1 protein-coding gene is annotated in these 2,020 nt (G+C 63.4%); it reads right to left on the reverse strand.

The genetic code is table 11. The features are described from left to right. Window positions 1-213 precede the first annotated feature (213 nt). Window positions 214-1,608, reverse strand: coding sequence for an RNA-guided endonuclease IscB (gene iscB, locus ACOCD2_RS17705; protein WP_419625843.1), 1,395 nt, complete (start codon window positions 1,606-1,608; stop codon window positions 214-216). Window positions 1,609-2,020: the final 412 nt, after the last annotated feature.

The raw sequence follows: 2,020 nt of genomic DNA on the forward strand, positions 1-2,020 counted from the left end.
TAGCCACGGCTGCCCGCTTTTCAGCGGTTGAGTGCGCTTGTGGTAGTGAAGCATGCGGCGCCGGAGTAACACCAGGCGGAGGCTTGGGAACAGATTTTTTATGTCCCGTCACATTTGATGTAGTGGCAAATGGTAGGTCGAGAATGCCATCATCAGCCAATACTGTTCCAGACAGTAATGCTAGGCATGTGCCAGTCAATATTACGGTTTTCATCAAATCCCCGCGAGGATACCCCGACCTGCCGCACCAGCGGAGGTGGGGGAGGAATCGCAGCCTCCAAAGTTGTAGTGATAACCATCTGCCGACTGGGTCTTGCGGCAGAACCTGTGGGCGATGCCCTGTACCACGCCGTTGGCCGTGGTGATATTGAAAGACCCGGATGAACGCACGGCCACCCGGCCCTGATAGGTGCCCTGTTTCTTGCCAGTGGTCACGCGGGCATGAACCAGGTCGCCGGTACGAAACCCCCGCACCGTGGCCTGGCGGGGCTTCGGTTTTGTGCGCGGAAAGCCGAACTTGTCCATCCGGCAGAACTGCCGGGAGCCGTGCCCGGTGGCCCGGATGATCAGCGGGCGCAATGCCCGGGGGATGCGCACGGCGCTGCCGGCCTCCCCGACACAGGCCGCGTCGATCCAATGGTCCTTGGCATAGCCCTGATCCGAACGGTTTTTCTTGGTGCGCCCGCCCGACCAGAAGGTGGTGGGCAGCCCCAGGGTCTGGAGCGCCCGGCCGGTGGCATACCGTGTGGCATTGACGGCGGCGGCATCCCGCAGCGAGGGCCGCAGGCCTGCGAAGACCTTTTCCATATTCCGGGCACGGGTGGTATCAATCTTACGGTGAGACGCCCGGAGCTGCGCCAACCACTGTTCGGGCAAGGCATTGCCCTTGGCCTCATTGCAGGTACGGCAGGCAATGACCTGGTTGGCCACCCGGTTCGAGCCGCCCCGCGACCGGGGCACGACGTGTTCGCGCTCCAGCACGGGGTCATTGGCCAACCCTCCGCAGTAGGCGCAGGTATGGCCATGCCGATACAGCAGATATTCCCGCAACTCCCAGTCGGCCAGGGTGCCACGCTGATAGTCCGTGCCCTGCAGGTTGGGATTCTCGATGAGCTGGGTATCGAACCGGACGGTTTCCACGGCCACCGAGGTCAGCGGGCACAGGCGTTGCAGGCGCCGCGCCCAGGCCTGCGCATTGTCCATCCGCGATTGCAGGGAAGGAGGCAGCCAACCCGCCGGCCGGGTGCGGTTGAGAAAGCGCGGGGCGCGGTAGCGGGTCTTGCGGCCACGGCGCCCCCGGCGGATGGCCCGGCGGCTGTCCAGGTTTTTCTTGATCGTCTGGCCCCTATGGGACAGGTTGGCCGCCCAGACCACCTGGTCGCCCCGCGGGTACCGGGCCACCAGGGCAAGGCCCGTGGTCCTGGAGCCGGGATCCACCCGGGCCTCCACCGGCTGCACGTCACCCCCCGTGCGCTCCTTGAGGATGAGGGTGAAGGGCACGCGGCGGAACACCGCCGCCTTTCCCCTGTCCAGCAGCTGCCGCGCCCGTGCCGGATGGCAGGGCATGAGCGGCTGTTTCTGATTGTCGAGTACGAAGACCCGTTGCATTTTCCACTCCTAAAACAAATGGCGATTACTCGCCGGTTTTCTCTCCCGAAGGAGGTGATGTGCGCCTCGGCAATGTTATCCGGCGGTTTGGCGACCAACGCACGGTCCGATACCCATGACGGACGGTTTAACGCTGTTCCGCAGCGCCTGGGACTGGCGCGGGCATCCCAGGGTGCCTATATATTCGCCGGTAATGTGGCCCCGTCGCCCGAAGGCGGTGGCCGAGCCTGGTCAACCGGGCTTTCACAAGCCCCCACTACAACCCGGAGGGTTTAGTGGTAGGTGGTTGACTTGTCACCCCCGGACTTAACAGCCTGTTCAATAGAGGCTTCGGTTTCGTCGATTTCCTTCGCGGCATTTTTGTTGGCTGCCTTCCATTTCAAAGTATGGGGTTGTCGCCCTGGATACGAGG

Source organism: Thiolapillus sp. (genome assembly GCF_048562965.1).
Classification (GTDB): Bacteria; Pseudomonadota; Gammaproteobacteria; order Chromatiales; family Chromatiaceae; genus Thiolapillus; species Thiolapillus brandeum_A.